The 24004-nt window shown below is 75.0% G+C and carries 19 protein-coding genes; 8 read left to right on the top strand and 11 right to left on the bottom strand.

The window, feature by feature from the left end:
* The first annotated feature begins 163 nt into the window (after positions 1-163).
* Positions 164-4204, top strand: a complete 4041-nt coding sequence (locus tag DMB38_RS07135) for a hypothetical protein (RefSeq protein ID WP_125934434.1) — start codon at positions 164-166, stop codon at positions 4202-4204.
* 112 nt (positions 4205-4316) lie between these two features.
* On the opposite strand, the gene sucB is transcribed toward DMB38_RS07135, so the two are convergent.
* From sucB to DMB38_RS07105, 6 genes are all read right to left on the bottom strand, one after another.
* The gene (gene sucB / locus DMB38_RS07130; RefSeq protein ID WP_125934433.1) at positions 4317-6179 is read right to left on the bottom strand and encodes a 2-oxoglutarate dehydrogenase, E2 component, dihydrolipoamide succinyltransferase; all 1863 of its coding nucleotides are present in this window, start codon (positions 6177-6179) and stop codon (positions 4317-4319) included.
* A 53-nt stretch (positions 6180-6232) separates the two neighbouring features.
* Positions 6233-7621: a dihydrolipoyl dehydrogenase gene (gene lpdA, locus DMB38_RS07125; protein WP_164715932.1), complete on the bottom strand. Its 1389-nt coding sequence runs from the start codon at positions 7619-7621 to the stop codon at positions 6233-6235.
* 188 nt (positions 7622-7809) lie between these two features.
* A complete protein-coding gene (locus DMB38_RS07120) occupies positions 7810-9399 on the bottom strand; it encodes a leucyl aminopeptidase (RefSeq protein ID WP_125934431.1) in 1590 nt (529 codons plus the stop codon).
* Positions 9400-9733: 334 nt separating this feature from the next.
* Positions 9734-10501 carry an adenosylcobinamide-GDP ribazoletransferase gene (locus DMB38_RS07115; RefSeq protein ID WP_125938866.1) on the bottom strand — a complete coding sequence of 256 codons (768 nt, stop codon included), beginning with the start codon at positions 10499-10501 and terminating at the stop codon, positions 9734-9736.
* Between the two features lie 139 nt (positions 10502-10640).
* Positions 10641-11732 (bottom strand): nicotinate-nucleotide--dimethylbenzimidazole phosphoribosyltransferase, encoded by a 1092-nt coding sequence (locus DMB38_RS07110; protein WP_125934430.1) that lies wholly within the window; start codon positions 11730-11732, stop codon positions 10641-10643.
* 216 nt (positions 11733-11948) lie between these two features.
* Positions 11949-13151, bottom strand: coding sequence for a bifunctional adenosylcobinamide kinase/adenosylcobinamide-phosphate guanylyltransferase (locus DMB38_RS07105; RefSeq protein WP_164715931.1), 1203 nt, complete (start codon positions 13149-13151; stop codon positions 11949-11951).
* Between the two features lie 105 nt (positions 13152-13256).
* On the opposite strand from DMB38_RS07105, the gene DMB38_RS07100 reads away from it, so the two are divergent.
* Complete coding sequence (locus tag DMB38_RS07100) at positions 13257-13472, top strand: hypothetical protein (RefSeq protein ID WP_125934429.1); 216 nt, start codon at positions 13257-13259, stop codon at positions 13470-13472.
* Between the two features lie 80 nt (positions 13473-13552).
* On the opposite strand, the gene DMB38_RS07095 is transcribed toward DMB38_RS07100, so the two are convergent.
* The gene (locus DMB38_RS07095; protein WP_047015342.1) at positions 13553-14104 is read right to left on the bottom strand and encodes a DUF3043 domain-containing protein; all 552 of its coding nucleotides are present in this window, start codon (positions 14102-14104) and stop codon (positions 13553-13555) included.
* A gap of 318 nt (positions 14105-14422) precedes the next feature.
* On the opposite strand from DMB38_RS07095, the gene DMB38_RS07090 reads away from it, so the two are divergent.
* The 4 genes from DMB38_RS07090 to DMB38_RS07075 all read left to right on the top strand — a co-directional run bounded on the left by DMB38_RS07090 (position 14423) and on the right by DMB38_RS07075 (position 17834).
* Entirely contained in the window at positions 14423-15232 is an 810-nt protein-coding gene (locus DMB38_RS07090) for a PspA/IM30 family protein (RefSeq protein WP_125934428.1), read from the top strand.
* A gap of 37 nt (positions 15233-15269) precedes the next feature.
* Entirely contained in the window at positions 15270-15548 is a 279-nt protein-coding gene (locus tag DMB38_RS07085) for a hypothetical protein (RefSeq protein ID WP_125934427.1), read from the top strand.
* Between the two features lie 85 nt (positions 15549-15633).
* The gene (locus tag DMB38_RS07080; protein ID WP_125934426.1) at positions 15634-17115 is read left to right on the top strand and encodes a histidine kinase; all 1482 of its coding nucleotides are present in this window, start codon (positions 15634-15636) and stop codon (positions 17113-17115) included.
* Positions 17112-17834, top strand: coding sequence for a response regulator transcription factor (locus tag DMB38_RS07075; protein ID WP_125934425.1), 723 nt, complete (start codon positions 17112-17114; stop codon positions 17832-17834). The genes DMB38_RS07080 and DMB38_RS07075 overlap by 4 nt, the downstream gene beginning before the upstream one ends.
* A 49-nt stretch (positions 17835-17883) precedes the next feature.
* On the opposite strand, the gene DMB38_RS07070 is transcribed toward DMB38_RS07075, so the two are convergent.
* Positions 17884-18759 carry a GNAT family N-acetyltransferase gene (locus tag DMB38_RS07070; RefSeq protein ID WP_125934424.1) on the bottom strand — a complete coding sequence of 292 codons (876 nt, stop codon included), beginning with the start codon at positions 18757-18759 and terminating at the stop codon, positions 17884-17886.
* 53 nt (positions 18760-18812) lie between these two features.
* Positions 18813-19997 carry a quinolinate synthase NadA gene (gene nadA / locus DMB38_RS07065; RefSeq protein ID WP_125934423.1) on the bottom strand — a complete coding sequence of 395 codons (1185 nt, stop codon included), beginning with the start codon at positions 19995-19997 and terminating at the stop codon, positions 18813-18815.
* A gap of 307 nt (positions 19998-20304) precedes the next feature.
* Between nadA and erpA the strand changes: the two genes are divergently transcribed.
* Positions 20305-20658, top strand: coding sequence for an iron-sulfur cluster insertion protein ErpA (erpA, locus tag DMB38_RS07060; RefSeq protein ID WP_018837629.1), 354 nt, complete (start codon positions 20305-20307; stop codon positions 20656-20658).
* A gap of 126 nt (positions 20659-20784) precedes the next feature.
* Here erpA and DMB38_RS07055 read toward each other — a convergent pair whose 3' ends face one another.
* Together DMB38_RS07055 and DMB38_RS07050 are read right to left on the bottom strand one after the other, a co-directional pair.
* On the bottom strand, positions 20785-22521 hold the full coding sequence (locus DMB38_RS07055; RefSeq protein ID WP_125934422.1) for a hypothetical protein: 1737 nt from the start codon (positions 22519-22521) through the stop codon (positions 20785-20787).
* 85 nt (positions 22522-22606) lie between these two features.
* Positions 22607-22858, bottom strand: a complete 252-nt coding sequence (locus tag DMB38_RS07050) for a hypothetical protein (protein ID WP_125934421.1) — start codon at positions 22856-22858, stop codon at positions 22607-22609.
* A gap of 146 nt (positions 22859-23004) precedes the next feature.
* On the opposite strand from DMB38_RS07050, the gene DMB38_RS07045 reads away from it, so the two are divergent.
* Complete coding sequence (locus tag DMB38_RS07045) at positions 23005-23994, top strand: carbohydrate kinase family protein (RefSeq protein ID WP_125934420.1); 990 nt, start codon at positions 23005-23007, stop codon at positions 23992-23994.
* Positions 23995-24004: the final 10 nt, after the last annotated feature.

Genomic DNA, 24004 nt, shown 5'->3' with positions numbered 1-24004 from the left:
TCCCTTCATTTTGTTCGGTCTCGACCGATTAGATCGGCAGAACCGTTGTTCAGCACCCCCTTTCGGCCCTTCTGAACAATCCCCGAGGGCCGTCGTACGGCGTCGGCGGCGCGGTTTATCGTGGGGAGCGACCTGGGGGAGCAGGGAGCGAGGGGGTCCGCCCATGGGGCGGCGCGAGAAGCCCGTGGATCCGTCCGCGGGCCCGGTCCAGCGCTTCGCGTACGAACTGCGCAAGCTGCGGACCGAAGCAGGGGGACCGACCTACCGGCAGCTCGCCGCGCGCGGGCCGTACTCGGTGACGGCGCTGTCGCAGGCCGCCGCCGGCGACCGGCTGCCGTCGCTGCCGGTGGCGCTGGCGTACGCGGAAGCCTGCGGCGGCGACCGCGGCGAATGGGAGTGGCGCTGGCGGCAGGCGGCCGCGGAGGACGCGGAGCAGCCGCTGCCGCACGGCGGCGCGGCGCCGCCGTACCGGGGCCTGGCGCGCTTCGAACCGGGCGACCGCGACCGGTTCTTCGGCCGCGACCGGCTCACGGCGGACCTCGTGGAGCTGGTCCGCGCCCGCCGCTTCGCGGCGGTCTTCGGCCCGTCGGGGAGCGGGAAGTCGTCGCTGCTGCGCGCGGGGCTCGTACCGGCGCTGCAGTCGGGGGGCGTACGGGGACGGGACGGCGAGGGGGCGGAAGGGACCGAGCGGGGCGAGCGCGGGGAGCCGCCGGCGGGGGAGCCGGGCGGGGACGGCGGGGAGCCGGTCTGCCCGCCGCCCGCCGCGCTGCGGATCCTCACGCCCGGCGAGCATCCGGCGCGCACGCACGCCGACGTGCTCGACGCCGCTCCCGGGGAGGGCGACACGTACCTCCTCGTCGACCAGTTCGAGGAGGTCTTCACCCTCTGCCAGGACCCCGGGGAGCGCGCCGCCTTCCTCGACCGCCTCCTCGCCGCCCGCGACCCGGCGCGCCGGCTGCGGGTGGTCGTCGCCGTACGGGCCGACTTCTACGGCCGCTGCGCCGAGCACCGCGCGCTCACCGAGGCGCTGCGCGACGCCCAGTTGCTCGTCGGCCCGATGTCGCCCGCGGAGCTGCGCGAGGCGGTGGTCAAGCCCGCGGCGGCGGAGGGCCTGATCGTCGAACGGGCCCTGACGGCGCGCATCCTCAAGGACGTCGACGGCGAGCCGGGCGCGCTGCCGCTGATGTCGCACGTGCTGCTGGAGACGTGGCACAGGCGGCGCGGCCGGGCGCTGACGGAGGAGGCGTACGAGGCGGCGGGAGGCGTGCGCGGCGCCATCGCGCGGACGGCGGAGCGGGTCTACGGAGAGCTGACGCCGCCGCAGCAGCGGGTCGCCCGCCGCGCACTGCTCCGCCTGGTCTCGCCCGGCGAGGGCTCCCAGGACACCCGCCGCCCGGCACCGCGGGCGGAGCTGGCGGAGATCGCGGCGCATGCCGGTGCCCCGGGCGGGGCCGGGCGGGACGACGGGCGTACGGGCGGAGGGACCCGGCGGGGGCGGTGGGCCCGGCCTGGCGGCGAGAGCATGGCTGCTGCGGGTGGCGCGGGTCCCGGGTTCCGGGAGGGGGCGGGGCCGGGGAAAACCTCCCGCCCGTCACCCCAATCCGATACGCGCGCCGACCCCGCCCCCGACCCCGGCGTCGTACACCGCCCTGCCCAGGACGATCCCGCCGCCGACGTCGGGTACGTGCTCGAACGGCTCGTCGAGGCCCGGCTGCTCACCCTCGACGACGACGTCGTCGACCTCGCCCACGAAGCCCTCCTCACCGCCTGGCCCCGCCTGCGCGCCTGGATCGAGGAGGACCGCGAGCGCATGCGCGCCCTGCGGCGCCTCACCGAGGCCGCCCACGGCTGGGAGGAGCTGGACCGTGACCCCGGGGCGCTCTACCGGGGCAGCCGGCTCGCGCAGGCCGAGGAGCTGTTCGCGGACCGGCCGCAGGAGCTGACCGGCGGCGAGGCCGCCTTCCTCGCCGCCAGCCGGGCCGCCCGCGGCCGGGAGCGGCGGCGCTTCCGCGGCCTGCTCACCACCCTGGTCGCGCTGGTCGTCCTCGCCCTGGTCGCCGGCTCGTTCGCCTGGCAGCAGGACCGCGCCGCCGACGCCGAGCACCGCCGCGCCGAGGCCCGCCGCGTCGCCGCCGTCGCGGGGAGCCTGCGGTTCACCGATCCCGTACGGGCCATGCAGCTCAGCGTCGCCGCCTGGCGGCTCGCCGACACCCCGGAGACCCGCGGCGCCCTGCTCGGCGCGCTGCACCAGCGCGAGTCCGACTCGTTCGCCCTCCCCCAGGACGGCGAGCCGCGCGCGCAGCGCTTCCTCAGCGCCGACGGCCGCACCGTCACCAGCGTCGGCCAGGACCGTACCGAGCGCTGGGACGTCGCCACGCACCGCCGGCTCGACTCGGGGCCCGGCCTCGGCCACCCCGTCGACGAGTCCGACTTCGACCTCTCGCCCGACGGCCGCGTCCTCGCGGTCGCCGACGACGACGGCGGCGTGCGGCTGCGCCCCGGCCGCCGCGGTGAGATCCCCGGCTCGACGGGCTGGTTCGGCCCCAGCGGCCGGACGTACGTGTCGAGCACCTGGTCCTTCGACGGCGAGCGGACGCATCTCGCGCTCTACGACGTACGCAGCGGCAAGAGGCTCTTCTCCTACGAGACGGGCGCCGGCGACACCGGCTGGTTCAGCCAGGTCAGCCCCGACGACCGGCTCGTCGTCGTGTGCCCGGACAGCGGCGTGCCCGAGGTGTGGCACACGGGCGCGGGGCAGCGCATGCTGCGCGCGTACCCCACCGCCCGCGGCGCCTGCGGCGCCGACACGACGGCGCTGGAGTTCACGCCCGACAGCCGCGGGCTCGTCGTGATGAATGACTCCGGCTTCCGCGTGCTGGACGTGGCGACGGGGCACAAGCGGCTGGAGGTGGAGCGCGAGGGGCTGTCGGAGATCGAGTTCAGCCGGGACGGCTCGCTGGTCGCCGCCGTGGGCCCGGACGAGCTGATCGTGTGGCGCACGGCCGACGCCTCGGCGCCGGTGCTGCGCCATCCGCTGGTCAGCGAGTACGCGACGGAGCTGCGGGTGACGCCGGGCAACAGGGAGCTGCGGTATCTCAGCGGCCTCTCCGGGCACGTGGTGCGGACCGTGCGGCTGGACGGCATCGCGGGCACCGGCTGGCACGAACGGCGGCTGGAGGGCGCGGCGTTCAGCCCGGACGGCGGCAAGCTGGTCACCGCCCGCCGCTCGGGGGCGCGCGGCGTCTTCGAGGTGCGCGACATGCGCGGCGGCCGGACGCCGCAGACGCCGCCCCCGCTGCCCTGCCGGGTGCCGGAGGGGCTGGATCCGGTCGCGGACTTCTGCATTCCGTTGATGGCGTTCAGCCCGGACGGCCGGCGGCTGGCGTACGCGCTGCCGAGCGTGATGGGCGACGAGCCGGAGCGGGTGCACGTGTGGGACACGGTGAAGGGCCGGATCGTACGGACGCTGGTCGTCACCCCCGATCCGGCGCGTGCCAACCCGCTGAACAGCCTGGCGTACGGGGCGGGCGGCAAGCTGATCCTCTCCCGGATACCCGACCGGGAGTCGCTGGAGGTGTGGGACGTCTCGCGCGGCGAGCGCGTGCGGCGGCTGCGCGACACCGGCGGCGATCCGCTGGCCCTGCACCCCGGCGGCGCGCTGCTGGCCACGGGCGACGACCAGCTCGTCGCGCTGCGCGGGGGCCGGGTGACGCCCCGGCCGCTGGCGCAGGACGGGGTGCGCTCCGTGGAGTTCAGCCCGGACGGGCGGTTCCTCGCCGCGGGCGACGACTCCGGCCGCATCACGCTGTGGGACGGCGAGGGCCGGCGCCGCCTCGGGGTGCTGCCCGGTACGTACCGGGGGATGCAGACGGGCGCGGCGGAGCCGGCGACGGCGCTGGCGTTCTCGCCGGACGGGCGCACGCTGGCGGTCGCGGGGCACTCGGGGACGCTGCGGCTGTGGGACACCGCGTCGAACCAGTCGCTGGGCGGCAATCTGCCGACCGCGGGCGACGAGCTGCTGGCGGTCTCCTTCAGCCCCGACGGCAGCGAGGTCTACGCGGTCGGCCGGCAGACCGCGCCGCGCGCCTACCCGGCGGATCCGGAGCGGGCGCGGCAGGCGGTGTGCGCCCGCGCCGGCGGCGGTCTGTCGCGGGCCGACTGGGAGGCGTACCTGCCGGGGACGCCGTACCGGGACACCTGCTGACCGGGCCCCGCCTCCTCCCGCACCCGCCGGGAACACGACCGCGCCCCCGCTCCGGGCTGATGCCCGGAGCGGGGGCGCGGCCGGTGCGTACGGACCTACCGGACCGCTCGCCTCACAGGCCGATCTCGCTCTCGAACTCGCCCGCCTCCAGCAGGCCCTTGACCGTCCCCAGGTAGCGGGCGGCGTCGGCGCCGTCCACCAGGCGGTGGTCGTAGGAGAGCGTCAGATACGTCATGTGCCGCACGGCGATCGTCTCGCCCAGCTCCGGGTGGTCGACGACCGTCGGGCGCTTGACGGTCGCGCCGAGACCGAGGATGGCGACCTGGTTCGGCGGCACGATGATCGTGTCGAACAGCGCGCCGCGCGAGCCCGTGTTGCTGATGGTGAAGGTCGCGCCGGACACCTCGTCCGGGGTGATCTTGTTGTTGCGGACCTTCTCCGCCAGCTCCGCCGTCTTCCTGGCGATGCCCGCGATGTTGAGGTCGCCCGCGCCCTTGATGACCGGGGTCATCAGGCCCTTCTCCGTGTCCACCGCGATACCGACGTTCTCGGTGTCGAAGTAGCTGATCGTGCCCTCGTCCTCGTTGATACGGGCGTTGACGACCGGGTGGGCCTTCAGCGCCTGGACGGCGGCCTTGACGAAGAACGGCATCGGCGAGAGCTTCACGCCCTCGCGCTGGGCGAACGCGTCCTTGGCCCGGGCCCGCATCCGCATGATGCGGGTGACGTCCACCTCGACCACGGTGGACAACTGGGCCTGCTCGTGCAGGGCGCGCATCATGTTGTCGCCGATGAGCTTGCGGATGCGCGGCATCTTCACGGTCTGGCCGCGCAGCGGCGACGCCTCCAGCACGGGCGCCGCGGGCCGGCCCGCCGACGGCGCCGCGGTGGCGGCGGCCGGGGCGGAGGCGGCGGCGCGGGCGGCCTGCTCGGCGGCGGCGACGACGTCCTGCTTGCGGATCCGGCCGCCGACGCCGGAGCCCTTGACGGTGGCCAGATCGACGCCGGACTCGGCGGCGAGCTTGCGCACCAGCGGGGTGACGTACGCGCCCTCGGCGGCGGGCACGGGCGCGGGCGCCGGAGCCGCGGCGGCGGGTGCCGGAGCGGCCGGTGCCGGTGCCGGAGCGGCAGCCGGGGCGGGCTGGGCGGGCTGCGCGGGCGGGGCCGGCTGTGCCGGAGCCGGCGCGGCGGGTGCCGCGGCCGGAGCCGGGGCCGGGGCGGGTGCCGCGGCCTCGGGTGCGGGCGCCGGAGCCGCCGGAGCGGGCGCCGGGGCGGCCGGAGCGGCGGGCGCGGCGGCCGCGGGCGCGGCCGCGCCGCTGCCGATGACCGCCAGCTTCGCACCGACCTCCGCCGTCTCGTCCTCCTGGACCACGATCTCCAGCAGCGTGCCGGACGCCGGGGACGGGATCTCGGTGTCGACCTTGTCGGTGGAGATCTCCAGCAACGGCTCGTCGGCCTCGACCTGCTCGCCGACCTGCTTCAGCCAGCGGGTCACCGTGCCTTCGGTGACCGACTCGCCCAGCTCGGGCAGCGTGACGTCGGTGCCCTGGGCGCCGCCTGCGGCCTGCGCGGGCGCGGGCTGCTGGGGCGCCGCGGGCGCGGGTGCGGCCTCGGCCGGAGCCTGGGCCTGCGCCGGAGCCTGGGCGGGCTCCGGAGCCGGTGCGGCGGCGGGCGCGGGCTGCTGGGGCGCCGCGGCCTGCTCTGCGGCCGGCGCGGGCGCCGCCTCCGCGCCGCCGGTGCCGTCGTCGATCACGGCCAGTTCGGCGCCGATCTCGACGGTCTCGTCCTCGGCCACCTTGATGGAGGACAGCACTCCGGCGGCGGGGGAGGGGATCTCGGTGTCGACCTTGTCGGTGGAGACCTCGAGCAACGGCTCGTCGGCCTCGACGCTCTCGCCCTCGGCCTTGAGCCAGCGCGTGACGGTGCCCTCGGTGACGCTCTCGCCGAGCGCCGGCAGGGTTACGGAAACCGCCATGGTTTCGGTTGCTCCTAACGATCTTTGCGGGATGGTGGGCGTGTGTCCGTGGCTCAGTCGTGAGCGTGGAGCGGCTTGCCGGCCAGTGCCAGATGGGCCTCGCCGAGCGCTTCGTTCTGCGTCGGGTGTGCGTGGACGAGCTGGGCCACCTCGGCCGGCAGCGCCTCCCAGTTGTAGATGAGCTGCGCCTCGCCGACCTGCTCGCCCATGCGGTCGCCGACCATGTGCACGCCGACCACGGGGCCGTCCTTGACCTGGACGAGCTTGATCTCGCCCGAGGTCTTGAGGATCTTGCTCTTGCCGTTGCCCCCCAGGTTGTACTTCAGCGCCACGACCTTGTCGGCACCGTACGTCTCCTTCGCCTTCTCCTCCGTGATGCCGACGGACGCGACCTCCGGGTGGCAGTACGTCACCCGCGGCACGCCGTCGTAGTCGATCGGCACCACGTCGAGCCCGGCCAGCCGCTCCGCGATGAGGATGCCCTCGGCGAAGCCGACGTGCGCGAGCTGGAGGACCGGGGTCAGGTCGCCGACGGCGGAGATGGTGGGCACGTTGGTGCGCTTGTACGCGTCCGTCAGGACGAAGCCGCGGTCCATGGCCACGCCCTGCTCCTCGTAGCCCAGACCCTGCGACACCGGGCCGCGGCCGACCGCGACCAGCAGCAGCTCGGCCTCGAACTCCTTGCCGTCGGCGAGGGTGACCTTGACGCCGTCCTGGGTGTACTCCGCCTTCTCGAAGAAGGTGCCCAGGTTGAACTTGATGCCGCGCTTGCGGAAGGCCCGCTCCAGCAGCTTGGAGCTGTTCTCGTCCTCGGCCGGGACCAGGTGCTTGAGGCCCTCGATGATCGTCACGTCCGCGCCGAAGGACTTCCACGCGGAGGCGAACTCCACGCCGATGACGCCGCCGCCCAGCACGATCGCCGACTTCGGCACCCGGTCCAGGGTCAGCGCGTGCTCCGAGGCGATGATGCGGTCGCCGTCGATCTCCAGGCCCGGCAGGGACTTCGAGTACGAACCGGTGGCGAGCAGCACGTGCCGCCCGGTGTACCGCTGGCCGTTCACGTCCACCGAGGTCGGCGAGGACAGCCGGCCCTCGCCCTCCACGACGGTGACCTTGCGGGAGGCGATGAGTCCCTGCAGCCCCTTGTAGAGGCCGGCGACCACGCCGTCCTTGTACTTGTGCACGCCGGCCATGTCGATGCCGTCGAGCGAGGTGTTCACCCCGAAGGATGCGCCTTCGCGCGCCTGGTCGGCGAGCTCCCCGGCGTGCAGCAGCGCCTTCGTCGGGATGCATCCTCGGTGCAGGCAGGTGCCGCCCACCTTGTCCTTCTCGATCAGGGCGACGTCAAGACCAAGCTGAGCGCCTCGCAGGGCGGCGGCATAGCCGCCGCTGCCGCCTCCGAGGATCACCAGGTCGAAAACGGTGCTGGCGTCGTTCGCCACGTCACGTCCTCCATGCATGTGCGCCGGTGGCCGGCCGTGGTGCGGCCGGGCGGCGGCTCCTTATCGGCCGCTCTACTACTGAGGCCCTGTCCTGCCACCAGCCATCTTCGCACTTGTCGACGGAAGACGGAGACGCGGGCCGCACCCCGCCGGTCCCGGGACCGGTCACCGGCGGGCTGCGGTGCACGTCAGACCAGGTCGCCGTGCGCCGCCTCCTCGGCGATCGCGACCAGCGTGCGGACCGCGGACCCGGTGCCGCCCTTCGGGGTGTAGCCGAAGGGACCCGAGGTGTTGAAGGCCGGGCCCGCGATGTCCAGGTGCGCCCAGGTGATGCCCTCGCCGACGAACTCCTCCAGGAAGAGCCCAGCCACCAGCCCGCCCCCCATCCGCTCGCCCATGTTCGCGATGTCGGCGATCGGGGACTCCATACCCTTCTTCAGCTCCGGCGGCATCGGCATCGGCCAGGACTGCTCACCCGCCGCCTCGGCGAGGACGTGGATCCGGGTCCTGAAGGCGTCGTCGTTGGCCATGATCCCGAAGGTGCGGTTGCCCAGCGCCAGCACCATCGCGCCGGTGAGGGTGGCCACGTCGATCATGTAGTCGGGCTTCTCCTCCGACGCCTTCGTCAGCGCGTCGGCGAGGACCAGCCGGCCCTCGGCGTCGGTGTTCAGCACCTCGACGGTCTTGCCGCTGTACATCCGCAGCACGTCGCCGGGGCGGGTGGCGGAGCCGGAGGGCATGTTCTCGGCGAGCGCCAGCCAGCCGGTGACGTTCACCGGCAGCTCCAGCCGGGCGGCGGCGGAGACGGCGGCGAGCACGGCCGCGGCGCCGCTCATGTCGCACTTCATCGTCTCGTTGTGGCCCGCGGGCTTGAGCGAGATGCCGCCCGAGTCGTACGTGATGCCCTTGCCGACCAGCGCGATCGTCTGCTCGGCCTTCGGGTGCCGGTGCTCCAGGCGGACCAGCCGGGGCGGGGTCTGCGAGCCCTGGCCGACGCCGAGGATGCCTCCGTAGCCGCCCTTGGCGAGCGCCTTCTCGTCGGTCACCGTGACCTTGAAGCCGTGCTCCTTGCCGGCCTGCTGGGCGGCGGCGGCGAAGCCGGAGGGGTCGAGGTCGTTGGAGGGGATGTTGACCAGGTCGCGGGCCCGGTTGACCTCGTCGGCGAGCACCGCGGCGCGCTCGACGGCGGCGCGGTGGGCCTTGTCGCGCTTGGCGCCGAGGAGGGCGATCTCGCCGAGCGCGGCCTTGGCGCCCCCGTTCGCCTTGCCCTTCGCGGCCTTGCCGCCCTTGGTGCCCTTGGCACCCTTCTCGTCCTTGTCGCCCTTGTCGTCGGCGGCCGTGCCGCCGCGGTAGGTGTTGAAGGCGTACGCGCCCAGCAGCGCGCCCTCCGCCACGGCGGCGGTGTCGTCGGCGACGTCCAGCGGCAGCGCGAACGCGGCCTTCTTCGCTCCGGCCAGCGCGCGGGCGGCGCTGCCCGCGGCGCGGCGCAGGGTCTCCGTGTCGTAGCCGGCGCCCTTCTCGGGCACGGCGCCGAGGCCGACGGCGACCACGACGGGCGCCTTGAGGCCGTCGGGGGCGGGCAGCTTCGTGACCTCGCCCTCGCCGCCGGACGCCCCGAGGGCCTCCAGTACGGCGCCCAGCTTCCCGCCGTACGCCTCGTCGACGGCCTCGGCGCCGGGGGCCGGCACGGGACCCTTGGGGCCCTTCGCCACGCCCACGACGACGGCGTCCGCACGCAGGCCGGTGGCGGACGAGGAACTGAGAGTCAGAGCAGTCACGGTGGTGGTGATCCATTCTCGGTGCGGGTTTCGGGGGGTGTACGCGGCATCGTATGCGGTACGCCGCCCGCGGAGGGCGGCGGGTTGAGGCGGGTTTCCCCGCGTACGGGCAGGTGGCGGGGACCCGCCGCGGGGCGCCCGCGGGCGCCTGCGGGCGGGGGTGCCGATCCGGTGCCGGTCTCGCGGCGGTCCGGCGCCGTTCGCCCGAAGTGGGACGGCAGGAGGTTGACGCCGGGTCCCCGGCGGGCCGGGACGGCGGTGAACGGCGGGCGGGCGCGGCGGTCTTGGGGAGCGCGGCGGACGGCCGGGACGGGGCGCGGGGTGCCGTGAGTTCTCAGGCGGGGCCCAGGACGGCGGCGATCAGGGCGGCGGTCGCGGCGGTCTCGGCGAGCGCGCCGAAGACGTCGCCCGTGACCCCGCCGAGGCGCCGTACGCAGTGGTGCCGCAGCAGTTCGGCCGCGGCCAGCCCCGCGGTGACCGCGAGCGCGGTGTGCAGCGCCGCGTACGGGCCGGAGAGGAGCCCGGCCGCCGCGGCGAGGACGGCGGCGGCAACCGCCGTACAGGCTACGGCCGTACGCGCGGACAGCACCCCCGCCACCGCGGCGCCCAGCCCCTCCGGGCGGGCCGGCGGCACGCCCGTGCGGGCGGCGAGGGTGAGGGCCGCGCGGGCGGCGACGGCCGCGGCGGTGACGGCGACCGCGGCGCGGATCGCGGAGCCGTCGCCGTACAGTTCGGCCACCGCGGCGACCTGCCCGAGCAGCACCAGCAGCAGCGTGATCACGCCGAACGGGCCGATGTCGGAGCGCCGCATGACCGCCAGCGCCCCGGCCGCGGGCCGCCCGCTGCCCAGCCCGTCGGCGGTGTCGGCGAGCCCGTCGAGATGGAGCCCGCGGGTGAGCACGGCGGGCACGGCGACGGTGACCACGGCGGCGAGTGCCGCCCCGGCCCCCGCGAGCAGCAGGAGCCGGCCGGCCCCGGCGGCGAGTGCGCCGAGCAGGAGCCCGACGAGGGGTGCGGCGGCCATGCCGCCGCGGGCTGCGGCCCGGTCCCAGCGGTGCACGCGCACGGGCAGAGCGGTGAGGGTCCCGAACGCGAACCGCAGGCCATCGAGGGGAGACGAGGCGCGCGCGCCGGCTTCCGGCTGGTCGTGCGCGGCCCGGCCGGCCGCCGGGGCGGGACCGGCCGTCCCGTGCGGCTCCGCCGGACGGGCTTCGTCCCGGTCCCCCGGAGGGGGCGCCGGGTCAGGTGATGTCGTCAACCGCTTCCTCGGCCGCGGCGTCCTGGCCGGGCGTGTTCTCCGGCAGGTCCGCCCAGAGTTCCGCCGCCGCCTGGAGGAACGGCAGGGCCAGCAGGGCGCCCGCGCCCTCGCCCGTCGTCACGCCGTGGTCGAGCAGCGGGTCGATCGCGATGCGGTCGAGCGCCTTCTCCTGCGCCGGCTCGCCGCTCGCCTGGCCGGCCAGCCACCAGTCCGGCGCCCGGAACGCCACCCGCTGCGCGACCAGCGCCGCCGCCGCCGAGACCACCCCGTCGAGCACCACCGGCGTGCGGCGCACCGCCGCCTGCAGCAGGAAGCCCGTCATCGCGGTGAGGTCCGCGCCGCCGACCGTGGCCAGCAACTGCAACTGGTCGCCCAGCACCGGCCGGGCACGGCGCAGCGCGTCGCGGATCGCGGCGCACTTGCGCATCCAGGCCAGGTCGTCGATGCCCGCACCGCCGCGGCCGGTGACCACCGAGGCGTCGGTGCCGCAGAGGGCCGCGACGATCGCGCCCGCCGCCGTGGTGCCGCCGACGCTGAGGTCGCCGAGGAGGAGCAGGTCCGTACCCGAGTCGGCCTCCTCGTCCGCCACCGCCATGCCGGCCCGGAACGCCTCCTCGGCCTCCTCCGCCGTCAGCGCGTCCTCGACGTCGATACGTCCTGACCCGCGGCGTACGCGATGCCGGGTGACCTCCTTCGGCAGCGACTCCGGGTCGCAGTCGAGCGCCATGTCGACGACCCGCAGCCCGGCGCCGAAGCGGCGGGCGAGGATCGCCGAGGCGCTGCGGCCGTCGAGCGCGGCGCGGGCCAGCGCGTCGGCGGTGCCCGCGGCGCGGCCCGAGACGTCCAGTTCGGCGACGCCGTGGTCGCCGGCGAAGAGCACGAGGCGCGGGGCCGCGACCGGCTTGGCCGGCACGCCGCCCTGCGCCGCGGTCAGCCACTCGCCCAGGTCGTCCAGGCGGCCGAGCGCGCCGGGGCGCGGGCCGTGGGTCGCCCGCCACTCCTCCGCATCCCGGCGGATGGCCGAGTCGGGGCGGTCGATGTCGTTGATGAAGTCGTCCAGATTCAGGCCGCTCACGGGCGCAGATTACCCGCAGGGCGCGCCGCCGACTCCGCTGCCCCCGAGGTTGGCCGCCCGGGCACGGGCGCGGACGCCGCCGCTCCGGCGGGCCTTCGCCGCGCCCGCGGGGACCGGTGCCCGGCCGGTTGGTCCGCATCCGGTGCGGTATCGGAACGGGCCGTACGGGAGGGAGCGGCTGCCCCGGTCCGGCGCCCGCCGCGCCCGCGGAATCGATCACCCCCGGAGGATCTGCACCTGCCCCGCCACCACCAGCAGCACCTGCTCGCACTCCGCCGCCACCCCCGCGTTCAGCCGGCCCAGCTCGTCGCGGAAGAGCCGGCCCGCCGGGGTGGCCGGGACGACGCCCGAGCCGACCTCGTTGCTGACGGCGACGACCGTGCGGCGGGTGGCGCGTACCGCCGCGACCAGCTCGTCGATCCGCGGCCGTACGTCGCCGCCCTCCCACGCCCCCGCCCGGTCCATGGCGTCCGTGAGCCACAGCGACAGGCAGTCGATCAGCAGCGGCGGCGCGCCGTCCGCGGCGAGCAGCGGCACCAGGTCGCAGGTCTCGGTGGTACGCCAGCTCGCCGGCCGGCGCTCGCGGTGGACGGTGACCCGCGCCGCCCACTCGGCGTCCCCGTCGCGGGTGCCGCCGGTGGCCGCGTACTCGACCTCGGGGAACGCCGCGAGCCGCCGCTCCGCCTCCACCGACTTGCCCGACCTGGCGCCGCCCAGCACCAGCGTGCGCCGCGGCACGACGGGGCTGTCCGGGCCGTGTCCCGCGACGAGGCTCACCCCGTCCGGTACGGCCCTGGCCCCCGCGGCGGCGAGCCGGCGGTGGAGTTCGGGCCCCGGCGGCGGAGTCGGCCCCGAGGCGTCGCCGGAGTGGCCGCCGAGGTGGACGGCGACGACGTCGGTGGCGGGGGCGACGGCGCCGTGGGCGCGGAGCCGGGCGAGCGCGCCGGGGCGCCCGCAGACGTCGAGCAGCACGATGTCGTACGGCTCCACGGGACCCTCGAGGCCCGCGGGCGCGGCCCCCGGCGGCAGATACAGCAGCCGCCGCCCGCCGGGCCCGGTGATCTCGTACCCGGTGCCGGGGTGGTCGACCGCCACGGCCCGCACCCGGTGGCCGCTGATCAGCGTCACGTCCTGCCCCTCCGGCGCCCGGGACGGCGCCGGCACGCCCGCCGGGGATGCCAGGGCCGGGCCGTCGTGCGGGTGGCTGAGCAGCACCTGCATGACGCCGGAGAGCGTCCGCCCGGCGCGCGCCGCGGCGAGCGCGGTGCCCGGCGTGAGGTCGAGCAGCACGATGCCGTCCACCAGGACGGACGTCGCCGCCCGCGCCTCGGGCCCGACGGCGGCGGCGCACGCCGCGCAGGGGCAGCCGGGGCGCGGCAGCCCGGCGGGCGCACCGGTGCCGAGGAGGGTGATGTCCACGCCCCGATCGTCTCGCGAGGGGCGGTCCCGCGCCCGGGCGGGGCGGCGCTTCAGCGCTCTCGGTTACGCTGCCAGCGCACTATCCGGCGTGGGACGGAGGCATGCATGGCAGCGTGGACCTGGCGGTTCGAGAAGGCCGACGGCACGGAGACGACCCCGGCGGTGGAGCCGGAGGACTTCACGACCCAGGGTGACGCCGAGTCGTGGCTCGGCGAGTTCTGGAAGGAGCTGCTGGCGGGCGGCGTCGAGCAGGTCAGGCTGCTGGAGGACGGGGCCGAGGTCTACGGCCCGATGAGCCTGGCGGCGGCCGAGGGCGCGTAGCGACGGGCCCGGGACCCGGGCGGCGGCGTTCGGCTCGTACGGGCGTACGCGGCGGTCTCCGCCCCGTACGCCCGCCGGCGTCAGGGCCGCTCGCCCCGCTTCACCTGCGGCTTCGGCAGCCGCATCCGGCGAAGCTGTAGCGTGCGCATGAGCGCGTACGCCCGGGCGCCGCGGTGGCTCTCGTCCGGGAAGCGCGCCTTGAGCTGCTTCTTCACCTGCACCGAGATCGCGATCGAGTCGAAGACGATCAGCACGATCACGAAGAGCCACAGCAGCAGCGAGATGTTCTTCAGCCCCGCCGACGGCGTGATGCTGAGCAGGAGGATGACGATGGCCAGCGGCAGGAAGAACTCCGCCACGCACCACCGCGAGTCCACGTAGTCCCGCACGAACTTGCGCACCGGGCCCTTGTCGCGCGCGGGCAGGTACTTCTCGTTGCCCGAGGCCAGCGCCTCGCGCTGGCGGGCCATGTCGGCCCTGCGCGTCTCCCGCGCGCGCTTCGACGCCTCCTTGCGCGTCACCGGCGTCTTGGCCATGGCGCGGCGCTGCGCCTGCGACTCGCTGCGCTTGGGCGTGGGCCTGCCCTTGGGGGCCTCGGCCGGACGCACATGCTTCGACTCCACTTCGCTCACCTCGGGCTCAGTGGACTGGTCATCCTTGGAACGGCTTCCGAACACAAGCCCAAGAATAGGGGCAGTCGGGTGTACGACCCAGAGCGAGGGGGAACGATCCGGCAACGGCGTGCGTGTCACTACCTGTGGGGGCGCGTGAACCGGGAGCCCCTACGGTCGTCTACTCCCTGGGCGGGAGGACGGACCCCTGGCGGTTCGTCCCACAGGAGGAGCGCATTGGCGCCCAGGCAGTGCGGTAATAGAAGCAGGGCCCGTACTGTGGGTTCTGCAGAGTATGTGCCGAGGCTGAAGTCCGTCAGAAGGGGGCGCGCGAGGCCCATGAGCGGTGTCATGAAGCGGATGGGGATGATCTTCCGCGCGAAGGCCAACAAGGCCCTGGACCGGGCCGAGGACCCGCGCGAGACCCTCGACTACTCGTACCAGAAGCAGCTCGAGCTGCTCCAGAAGGTGCGCCGGGGCGTCGCCGACGTGGCGACGTCGCGCAAGCGCCTGGAGCTCCAGCTCGGCCAGTTGCAGAACCAGTCCGCCAAGCTGGAGGACCAGGGCAAGAAGGCCCTCGCCCTCGGCCGCGAGGACCTGGCGCGCGAGGCGCTGTCCCGCAAGGCGGCGCTGCACCAGCAGGTCACCGACCTGGAGACGCAGCACCAGACGCTCCAGACCGAGGAGGAGAAGCTCACCCTCGCCGCCCAGCGGCTGCAGGCCAAGGTCGACGCCTTCCGGACGAAGAAGGAGACCATCAAGGCCACGTACACCGCGGCGCAGGCGCAGACCCGGATCGGCGAGGCGTTCTCCGGCATCTCCGAGGAGATGGGCGACGTCGGCCTGGCCGTGCAGCGCGCCGAGGACCGTACGGCGCAGATGCAGGCCCGCGCCGGCGCGATCGACGAGCTGCTGGCCTCCGGTGCGCTGGACGACCCGACGGGGATGGCGAAGGACGACATCTCCGCCGAGCTCGACCGGCTCTCCGGCGGCGCGGACGTCGAGCTGGAGCTGCAGCGCATGAAGGCCGAGCTGGCGGGCGGTCCCGCCGAGCAGCAGCAGGCGATCGAGGGCGGCCAGCAGGGCGCCCAGACGCCGCCGCAGCAGCAGGCTCCGCCGCAGGACGCCCCGCGGTTCGACAAGCAGTGACTGCCCCGCGACGGGCTCGGAAGAACGGGAGAAAGCCGTGATCGTACGGATCATGGGGGAGGGTCAGGTGAAGCTGGACGACAGCCACTTCGCCGAACTCGACAAGCTGGACGACGAACTGCTCGCCGAGATGGAGGGCGGTGACGAGGCCGGCTTCCGGCGGACCCTCGGCGCCCTGCTGGACGCCGTGCGCTCCCTGGGCACCCCGCTTCCGGCCGACGCGCTGGAGCCCTCCGAGCTGATCCTCCCGGGGCCCGACGCCTCCCTGGACGAGGTGAGGGAGATGCTCAGCGACGACGGCCTCATCCCCGGCTGACTCCCGTCGCCTCACGTACGCCTCGGCCGCTTCCCGCCCCGGTCGTCAGGACCGGGGCCGGCCCTCCTCTGCACCCCACGCTGCCGTGACCTCACTCGCCGCTCTGCCCCGCTGGCTGCGGGCGCACCCCCTCGCGGCCGACGCCCTGCTGGCGGCGGTCGCGCTCGCCGCCATCCTCATCAGCTCCGTGTACCCCGACCGCGGGGCGAACGCGCCGCCGCCCGCCGACCTCGGCGCCGCCGAGGTCGTGCTCGCGACCGCGGCCTGCGCCGTCCTCGTGCTGCGCCGGCGGGCGCCGTGGGCCGTGCTCGCCGCCACGATGACGCTCACCATCGCGCACGTCATCGCCTCCGCGGGCGACCCGCGCTCGCCGATCGCGCTCAGCGTCGTCGTCGCCCTCTACACCGTCGCCGCCCGCACCGACCGGCACACCACCTGGCGCATCGCGCTGCTCACCATCGGGGTGCTGACGTTCGCGATGATGCTCTTCGGCGACCGCCCCTGGTACGCGGACGAGAACCTCGGGGTCTTCGCCTGGACCGGGATGGCCGCGGGCGTCGGCGACGCGGTGCGCAGCCGCCGGGCCGTGGTCGACGCCATCCGCGAGCGCGCCGAGCGGGCCGAGCGGACCCGCGAGGAGGAGGCGCGGCGGCGGGTCGCGGAGGAGCGGGTACGGATCGCGCGCGAGCTGCACGACGTCGTCGCGCACCACATCGCGCTGGTCAACGTCCAGGCGGGGGTGGCCTCGCACGTGATGGAGAGCCGCCCGGACCAGGCCAAGGAGGCGCTGGCGCACGTACGCGACGCCGGCCGCACGGCGCTGGAGGAGCTGCGCACCACGGTGGGGCTGCTGCGCCAGTCCGGCGACCCGCACGCGCCTACCGAGCCCGCGCCGGGGCTGGCGATGCTGGCGGAGCTGGTGGAGGGGTTCGTCCGGGCGGGTACGCCGGTGTCGGTGGAGGTCGCCTCGGAGCTGGGCCCGCGCAGGACGGCGGTGACGACGCGGGTGGAGCGGGCGGCCGAGGTGGTCGGCGGGCTCCCGGCGGCGGTGGACCTGGCCGCGTACCGGGTGCTCCAGGAGGCGCTGACGAACGTGCACAAGCACGCGGGGGCGGAGGCGCACGCGGTGGTGAGCCTGTCGCGGGAGGCGGACGGGCTGGAGATCGCGGTCCGCGACGACGGCCCCGGCACGGCCGGGACGGGACCGGACGACGGGCGGGACGGCGGCGGAAAGGACGGGGCGCGGCGCGACGGCGGTGCGAAGGACGGCGCCGAGGGGGACGCGGGCGGTGAGCGCGCGGGCGGGCTCGGGCTCGTCGGCATGCGCGAGCGCGCCGCCGCACTGGGCGGCCGGTGCACGGCGGGAGAGCGTACGGACGGCCGGACGGGCTTCGAGGTACGGGTACGGTTGCCGCTGCGGGTCGCCGCGGACGCGAACACGGGCGGGACCCCGGCCGCCGGCGGCCCGGGGACGGCCAGGCCGCCGCGGGAGCGGGAGGCGAACGGGACGCGGGCGTCCGGCTGTCTGCGCCGCGCGTCCGGTGAGGCGATCAAGGAGCAGGGGTGAGCGAGGTCCCGCCGCCGCGGACGCGGCCGATCCGGGTGGTGCTGGCGGACGACCACGCGCTGATGCGCAGCGCGTTCCGCGTCCTGGTCGACTCGGAGCCGGACATGGAAGTCGTCGGCGAGGCGGGTGACGGCGCGGAGGCGGTGCGGGTCGTCCGCGAGACGGGCGCGGACCTGGTGCTCATGGACATCCGGATGCCCGGCACCGACGGCCTGACCGCCACCCGCGCGATCTCCGAGGACGCCGGCCTCGGCCACGTGCGCGTCGTCATCCTCACGACCTTCGAGGTCGACGAGTACGTCATCGAGGCGCTGCGCGCGGGCGCCTCCGGCTTCCTCGGCAAGGGCGCGGAGCCCGGCGAGCTGCTGGCCGCGATCCGGGTGGCCGCGGACGGCGACGCGCTGCTGTCGCCCACGGCGACGAAGGGGCTCATCGCCCGCTTCCTGGCGGGCGGCGACAGCCCGCCGGGCGGCACGGCCGACGCCACCGGGCGCGCGGAGGCGACGGACCGCCTCGCCGCGCTGACGAGCCGGGAGCGCGAGGTGCTGGGGCTCGTCGCCCGCGGCCTGGCGAACGACGAGATCGCCGGCCAGTTGGAGGTCAGCCCGCTGACGGTGAAGACGCACGTCAACCGCACGATGGCCAAACTGGGCGCCCGCGACCGGGCCCAACTGGTGGTCCTGGCCTACGAGTCGGGCCTCGTCCGCCCGGGCAGCTAGGCCCGCACCCAGCCCGCCCCGGCACGCCCGTTCCCCCGGCCCCGTACCGCTACAGGAACATCCCCGACGGGATGTACGGCGCCGGCGGCCGCATGCCCCGTACGCACACGTACCCCGCCGTCGTCAGCTCCAGCCCCGCCGCCAGCCCCACGTCCACCGCCCACTCCTGGTCCGCCGTCAGATGCGCGACCCGCGCCGCCGCCCCCGGGGCCAGGCTCAGCAGCGCCGCCGTCAGCAGCCGCGCCGCGATCCGGCGCGACGTCGCCGCCAGCATCTCGACCTCGCCGTCGCGCAGGTAGGCGTACCCGCTGCCCGCGAGGTCGTCGGAGACGATGCACTGGTAGTGCCGCAGCAGCTCGGTGTGGTCGGGGCCGTGGGCGCCGCCGCGGAGCCTGCGGTCGACGGAGTCCATGAGGTCCCGCTGGCCCGGGCCGCCCTCGACGACGGCGCCCGTGGGCGGTTCGAGACCGGCGTGGTCGACGGTGCCGCGCAGCCGCATGGCCGGGTGCAGGGTGAAGCCCGCGGCGCGGTAGGCGCGGGCGGCGTGCGGGTGGCGGGAGCCGCAGATGAGGCCGCGCAGGCAGCCGCGCCCGTACGCGAGCGTGCGCGCCAGCAGCGCCTTGCCGATCCCCTTGCCCTGCGCCTCCGGTGTGACGACCAGCAGCGAGAGGCCCCAGGTGCCCTCGCGTCTGGTGGACAGCGCCGCGCCCAGCGTCCTGCCGGTGTCGTCCAGCGCCAGCCAGCAGCCGCTGGGGTCGGTGCGCGCCAGGTGCCGTACGACGCTGCGCAGGAGGATCGCGTCGCTCTCGTCGGCCTCCTCCGGCGGGTCGCCCTTGGCGGCGTGCGAGGCGGCGAACGCGGCGTAGGCGGTCGCGCGTACGGCCTCGGCGTCGTCCTTGGAGTCGCGGACCTGGCGCAGGATCATGAGGTCAATCCTCTGCCCTGCGCCGGGCCCGCGTCACCCCCCGCATCCGGACGTCAGGGCAGCGCCAGCATCCGCTCCAGCGCGAGCTTGGCGTGGTCCTCGGTCTCCTTGTCGACCTCGATGCGGTTGACGAGCTTGCCGTCCGCCAGCGACTCCAGCGCCCAGACCAGGTGGGGCAGGTCGATGCGGTTCATCGTGGAGCAGAAGCAGACGGTGCGGTCGAGGAAGACGATCTCCTTGTCGGGGTGCTGCTTCGCCAGCCGGCGGACGAGGTTCAGTTCCGTGCCGACGGCCCACTTGGAGCCGGCCGGGGCCGCGTCGAGGGCCTTGATGATGTGCTCGGTGGAGCCGACCTGGTCGGCGGCGGCGACCACCTCGTGCTTGCACTCGGGGTGGACCAGCACGTTCACGCCGGGGATGCGCTCGCGTACCTCGTTCACCGAGTCGAGCGAGAAGCGGCCGTGCACGGAGCAGTGCCCGCGCCACAGGATCATCTTCGCGGCGCGCAACTGCTCCGCGGTGAGGCCGCCGTCCGGCCGGTGCGGGTTGTAGACGACGCAGTCGTCGGGGGAGAGGCCCAGGTCGCGTATCGCGGTGTTGCGGCCGAGGTGCTGGTCGGGCAGGAACAGCACCTTGCCCGCACCGGCCGGGCGCTGGTCGAACGCCCAGTTCAGGGCCCGCTCGGCGTTGGAGGAGGTGCAGATGGTGCCGCCGTGCCTGCCGGTGAACGCCTTGATGTCCGCGGAGGAGTTCATGTACGAGACGGGGACGGTGACGTCCGCCACACCGGCCTCGGTGAGCACGTCCCAGCACTCGGCGACCTGCTCGGCGGTGGCCATGTCGGCCATGGAGCAGCCGGCCGCCAGGTCGGGCAGGACGACCGCCTGGGAGTCGGAGGTGAGGATGTCCGCGGACTCGGCCATGAAGTGCACGCCGCAGAAGACGATGTACTCCGCCTCGGGGCGGGCGGCGGCCTGCTGCGCGAGCTTGAACGAGTCGCCGGTCACGTCGGCGAACTGGATGACCTCGTCGCGCTGGTAGTGGTGGCCGAGGACGAAGACCTTCTCGCCGAGCCGCTCCTTGGCGGCGCGGGCGCGCTCGACCAGGCCGGGGTCGGAGGGGGCGGGCAGGTCGCCCGGACAGTCGACGCCGCGCTCGCTGGAGGGGTCGGCCTCCCGCCCGAGCAGCAGCAGGGCGAGGGGCGTGGGGGTCACATCAAGGTCCTGGGCGGTGGTCACAGCGCACTCCACCCTTTCTCTTCGGCTCTCGGCGGGCTGCCGGCGCATCCATTTTCGTCACATTGACGTTATTCATCATATCCCCTTCGCGTCAGGTTGACGATGGTGCTCGTGTCAATGTGACGAATGCCGCGCGCAGGTCCGGGCCCGGTCCGTACGCCCTCCTCCGGCCTCGGGCGGATGACCCGAAGTGGTGGCGTATGCGAGCATGAAAGGAGCAAGAAAACGCGCCCCCGGCCGGAATGAATCGGGAGCGCGGCCGGTTGGACTCGATCGGCAAGCAGTCCACAACCCGGGAGACATGCGAATGACCGTTCAGGGCGAGACCACCGCAGTCGACGGCATCATTCTGTCCGACGCCGCTGCGGCGAAGGTCAAGAGCCTGCTGGAGCAGGAAGGCCAGCCGGATCTCAAGCTCCGCGTCGCCGTTCAGCCGGGTGGCTGCTCGGGCCTGCGCTACCAGCTCTTCTTCGACGACCGCGACCTCGACGGCGACGTCGTCAAGGACTTCGGCGGCGTCTCGGTCGTGACCGACCGGATGAGCGCCCCGTATCTGACCGGCGCGTCCATCGACTTCGTCGACACCATCGAGAAGCAGGGCTTCACGATCGACAACCCGAACGCCACCGGCTCCTGCGCCTGCGGCGACTCCTTCAGCTGAGGAGCCCGCCGGAGCGCACGGGCCGCCGGCCCGTTACCGGCATGAGGAAGGCGGCGGAAACCCCCACGGTTCCGCCGCCTTCCGCTTGTGTGGGCGTCGCCGCCCGGCGTGGCACGTTCTTACTGGCTACTTGGCGGCCACCCGCTCTCCCGTTCGCGCGTCCACGACCTTGCGGCCGTCGAGCGGTGCGGACAGCTCCACCGTCTCCGTGAAGCGCTTCGCGATCTTGATGCAGACCTCGCCCGGCTCGTCCTCCCCGGTGAGCCGCACCGTCACCGCGCCGCCCGCCTCGTCGGCGGTCGCCGCGTACTCGGTGCAGACGCCGCCCCAGAAGTGCAGCTTGAGGGTGCGCCCGTCCACCGAGTAGGACTCGATGCCCACGGGGCTGCCCACCGCACCGCCGCGGCTCTCCGGCTCCTCGGCGGGCGCGGACGACGGCGGCTGCGCGGGCTCGGCGGGCCCCACCTGACCGGGCGAACCCTGCCCCGAGTCGCTGCTCTCCGACGGCGCGGGGCTGCCGGGGCGGCCGGCGGAGCCGCCGCCGGCGGTGGGCTCGGCGCCCGGGGCGGACGTCGGCGGGGCCGGCTCGGGGACCGCGGGCGTGCTCGGTTCCGCCTCGGTGACGTACTCCGGCGCGACGGCCAGTTGCGGCCAGACGACGGTGCCCGGCTTGCCGTCGTGGAACGGGGTCGGCGCATCGCTCGTCACCTGGAACAGCCAGGACGGCACCAGCACCGGCCGCCCCTCCACCGACTGCGCGGAGAGCCCGAACTCGGCGCCGCGCACCTTGGTCGCCTCCATCTTGCCGAGGCACGGGTCGACCTTGCCGGCCGGCGGCTTGCCGGGCCCCGTGCCCTCCTCGTACGGCACCGCCGAGGCGCATGCCGGGGCGATCGCCGGCTCCCCGCCGCCGCCCGAGGGCTTGGCCAGCTCCTCGAAGGCCGCGTCCGCCGTGATCACCGGGTACGTGTCCGCCTCGGCGGGGTCGACCAGGTAGCCGTTGCCGCCGGTCACCTGTCCGTCCCCGGCTATCTGCAGCGACGTCTGCCAGCCGGTCGTCGGCAGCCCGCCGACGACCGGCTCCGCCGTCACCGTACGCACGGCGCCGAACGGCTCGGCCGCCGCCACCTCGGCATCCTCCTGGCCCACCGCCGCGAGCACCGGCTCGGCGGCCTTCTCCGCCGCGGCCGCCGGCACCGGGGCGTCCGCCTTCGTCCGGGGCCGGGGGACGGGGACCTCGCACGCGGAGGTCACCGCCGCGTCCGGGCCGGCGCCGTCCGGCTCCGCAGGCAGCGGGAGGTCGCAGGCGGTGCCGCCGTACTGCTGGTACGTCCAGGCGCCCGGCGCCTCGGCCTGGACCTGGAGCAGCGGCCCCTGCCCGTCGCGCGAGACGCCGACGCGCCAGCCGCCGCCCTCCTCGCGGGGCTTGCCGTCCATCCCCAGCGCCGCCGCGAGCCGCGCCACGTCGGCGGCCTCGACCCGGCCCGCGGGCTCGAACACCGGCGCCTCGTCAGGACCGTCCGGCAGCTCGCCGACGAGCCGCAGCGGCGCGCTCCCGCCCCTCGCCGCGGCCTCCATGGAGAGCCCGTCGAGCCGCAGCGGCGGCGGCTCGCCGCCGTCGGAGCCGGCGCCGCCGCCGTCGTCCGTCCGGTCCACCAAGTACGCGACCCCGCCGCCGGTGAGCATCACCGCGGCGGCGACGGCCGCCGCCACGAGCACGCCGGGGCGGCGCCTGCCGCCGTCCGGGCGGCCGGGCTCGCCGGCGCCGCCCGGGTCTTCGGCGTCCCGGCCGTCAGGACCGGCCGCGCGGGCGTGCGCGGGCTCGGGCTCAGGCACGGGACCTGGGGTGTGCTCGGTGCTCACCGTTCGGCTCCTTCGTCGGGGATGCCGATGGGACGCCGGTCATGCGGATCCGGTTCCCTCCGGGGGAGCCGACCGGGCGGCGGGGTCAGTCGCCGTACTCGGACATGCCGCGGAGCAGGTCCGCTGATGCCGACGGCACCATGATCCGCGCCAGAGCGCTGATCCGGGTGTCCGGCACGTGCCCCGCGGGGCTGTGCGGGTGGCCCGACCAGTGCGGCGCCATCCGGGCGCAGTCGGTGCGCAGCTCGGCGAGACCGCCGTCCAGCTCCAGCGGCGCTGCGCTCGGGAAGGCCGACGACGGGAGGGGGGTGGCGGAGGCCCGCGAGTCCTTCTGCATGTCTCGACCGTACGCACCCGCGGCGAGGAGTGGTAAGACCTACTATCAGGTAGTTTTGGCCGGGCAGAACCCGTCCGGAGGCCGGTGTTCAGCCGGTAGCGTGAGCACTACCCGCGTTACCTGCCCCGCCTACAGGAGCGTACGCCGTGCATATTGCCGTTTCCGGCTCCATTGCGACCGACCATCTCATGACCTTCCCCGGTCGGTTCTCCGATCAGTTGGTCGCCGACCAACTGCACACCGTCTCGCTGTCGTTCCTCGTCGACAAACTGGACGTGCGCCGCGGCGGAGTCGGACCCAACATCTGCTTCGGCATGGGCCAGCTCGGCGCCCGGCCGATCCTCGTCGGCGCGGCCGGCGCCGACTTCGGCGAGTACCGCGACTGGCTGGACCGGCACGGGGTCGACACCGGCTCCGTACGCATCTCCGAAGTGCTGCACACCGCGCGCTTCGTCGTCACCACCGACGCCGACCACAACCAGATCGGCTCCTTCTACACCGGCGCCATGAGCGAGGCCCGGCTCATCGAGCTGAAGACCGTCGCCGACCGCGTCGGCGGCCTCGACCTCGTCTCCATCGGCGCCGACGACCCCGAGGCGATGCTGCGCCACACCGAGGAGTGCCGCACCCGCGGCATCCCCTTCGCCGCCGACTTCTCGCAGCAGATCGCCCGCATGGAGGGTGACGGCATCCGCACCCTCACCGAGGGCGCCGCGTTCCTCTTCTCGAACGAGTACGAGAAGGGGCTGATCGAGACCAAGACCGGCTGGGGCGACGAGGAGATGCTGACCCACGTCGCCACCCGCGTGACCACCCTCGGCGCCCGCGGCGTGCGCATCGACCGCGCCGGCGAGGAGCCGATCCTCGTCGGCTGCCCGGAGGAGGAGCGCAAGGCGGATCCCACGGGCGTCGGCGACGCCTTCCGGGCCGGCTTCCTCTCCGGGCTGAGCTGGGGCGTGAGCATGGAGCGGGCGGCGCAGCTCGGCTGCATGCTGGCGACGCTGGTCATCGAGACCGTGGGCCCGCAGGAGTACGAGCTGCGGCGCAGCAACTTCGTCGCCCGCTTCACCAAGGCGTACGGGGAGGAAGCCGCCGCCGAGGTGCAGGAGCACCTGCCGGAGTCGGTGCAGGACTGACGGAGCGGGA

Source organism: Streptomyces sp. WAC 06738 (genome assembly GCF_003945505.1).
GTDB lineage: Bacteria > Actinomycetota > Actinomycetes > Streptomycetales > Streptomycetaceae > Streptomyces.
The sequence above is the reverse complement of the archived record's forward strand: the minus strand, read 5'-3'. Positions and strand labels throughout refer to the sequence as shown.

Excerpts from the sequence above, each read along its gene's own strand:
- DMB38_RS07100 (WP_125934429.1), top strand. The coding sequence starts at position 13,257 with ATGGCAGCGTGGACCTGGCGGTTCGAGAAGGCCGACGGCACGGAGACG.
- DMB38_RS07070 (WP_125934424.1), bottom strand. The coding sequence starts at position 18,759 with ATGATCCTGCGCCAGGTCCGCGACTCCAAGGACGACGCCGAGGCCGTA.
- sucB (WP_125934433.1), bottom strand. The coding sequence starts at position 6,179 with ATGGCGGTTTCCGTAACCCTGCCGGCGCTCGGCGAGAGCGTCACCGAG.
- DMB38_RS07050 (WP_125934421.1), bottom strand. The coding sequence starts at position 22,858 with ATGCAGAAGGACTCGCGGGCCTCCGCCACCCCCCTCCCGTCGTCGGCC.
- DMB38_RS07090 (WP_125934428.1), top strand. The coding sequence starts at position 14,423 with ATGAGCGGTGTCATGAAGCGGATGGGGATGATCTTCCGCGCGAAGGCC.
- erpA (WP_018837629.1), top strand. The coding sequence starts at position 20,305 with ATGACCGTTCAGGGCGAGACCACCGCAGTCGACGGCATCATTCTGTCC.
- DMB38_RS07135 (WP_125934434.1), top strand. The coding sequence starts at position 164 with ATGGGGCGGCGCGAGAAGCCCGTGGATCCGTCCGCGGGCCCGGTCCAG.